We start from the raw sequence: 1,684 nt of genomic DNA, 5'->3' as shown, positions 1-1,684 counted from the left end.
CCGCATTGCCTCACTAGAAATGTCCCTGATTGTTGGCCGTTGCCTCATCTGATTTGCTCCCAGCATTTGTGGGTGCGGAGCAAATCAGATGAGGCTGATCAGCGTGACGACGAAGAAGGAATTGGTTGCTGCTCTGGCAAAGCGCTATGCGGCCGGAAAGCGGGAGGAAAAATCGCGGATCCTCGATCAGTTCGTTTCGATTAGTGGGATGCATCGCAAACACGCGATGCGTTTATTGCGGGGGGCGGATAAGCAACCGCAATCGCGAACGCGGGCGCAGATTTATGACGAGGCGACCCGACAGGCTCTTATTGTTTTGTGGGAAGCCTCCGACCGCATCTGTGGCAAGCGATTGAAGCCCTTGCTGCCAATTTTGATCTCATCGATGGAACAACATAGCCATTTGAGGTTAGACGATCAGGTCCGCACACTTCTGCTACAGATGAGTGCGGCTACCATCGACCGTGCATTGAAAAGCGTGCGAGAAACAGCAGGCGGCCGTCGACGCCGACGTTCCGTTGCTTCATCAGCATTGAAGCGGAGTATCCCAATTCGAAAATTCTCCGACTGGGGTGATCCCGCACCTGGCTTCATCGAGGCCGATCTGGTGTCGCACTCCGGTCCCAACGCACGCGGCAGCTTTATTCAAACTCTTGTCCTTACAGATATTGCGACCGGTTGGACCGAATGCGCCCCTCTGCTTGTTCGCGAACAGAAGCTTTTGACGGAAGTTTTGACCGAGCTTCGCCGCGTAATGCCCTTCCCGTTGCTTGGCTTTGATACGGACAATGATAGCGTATTCATCAACGAGACAATCAGGGACTACTGTATTGATTCAGATATAGAATTCACTCGCTGTAGGCCATATCGTAAAAATGATCAGGCTTATGTGGAGCAGAAAAACGGATCGGTCGTCCGCCGCATTGTTGGCTATCATCGGTATGAGGGAGTTGAAGCTGCGGCAACACTTGCAGAGCTTTATCGTTCGGTGCGCTTGTTCGTGAACTTCTTTCAGCCGTCGTTTAAGTTGCTCGAAAAGCAGCGAAACGGAGCGATGGTCAAGAAGCTCTACTCTTCTCCCGCGACGCCACATCAACGGATTTTGTCGGATGCAAGGACGGGACTGGAGGTACGCGACCGCTTGGTGCGCATGAGCGAACAACTCGATCCTGTAACGCTTCTCCGAAACATTCGTGCAGGACAACAGCGGCTTGCCGACATTGTGCATCAGGGAACACCCTTAAGCGAAGTTCCTGATATCGAGAGCTTTTTACGAAGCCTGCGTATCGCGTGGACGGAGGGCGAAGTTCGTCCGACCGCGAAAGCAAAGCCAAAACTAAAACGCGAGCGACGGCGGCCTGACCCGCTGGTTAACGTCACGAATGATCTTTACAGTTGGTTTGAAGCAGAGCCATGGAGAACCGGCCGCGAGCTACTAGAGCGACTTCAAAGCATTTATCCCGGCGAGTATCCTGATGGACTAATCCGTACGGTGCAACGACGGGTGAAAGGTTGGCGTCGCGATCGCGCGCATAGAATGATATTCGGAAACGAGCCTGGCGAAGATGAACAACAACCAGAGCTCAGCAGGGCATAGGGAGCATTCTGGTGAGGCAATATGCTATCCGTTCGGGAGCATTCTTCGATGAGGCAATACGAATCTCACCTTGATTGCCGCTATGCA

1 protein-coding gene is annotated in these 1,684 nt (G+C 53.0%); it reads left to right on the top strand.

Annotated features, from left to right (window positions below):
* Positions 1-88: 88 nt before the first annotated feature.
* Complete coding sequence (locus AGR2A_RS30480; protein WP_080823106.1) at positions 89-1,597, top strand: DDE-type integrase/transposase/recombinase; 1,509 nt, start codon at positions 89-91, stop codon at positions 1,595-1,597.
* Positions 1,598-1,684 lie beyond the last annotated feature (87 nt).

This window comes from Agrobacterium genomosp. 2 str. CFBP 5494 (assembly GCF_900013495.1).
GTDB classification, from domain to species: Bacteria; Pseudomonadota; Alphaproteobacteria; order Rhizobiales; family Rhizobiaceae; genus Agrobacterium; species Agrobacterium pusense.
The sequence above is the reverse complement of the archived record's forward strand: the minus strand, read 5'-3'. Positions and strand labels throughout refer to the sequence as shown.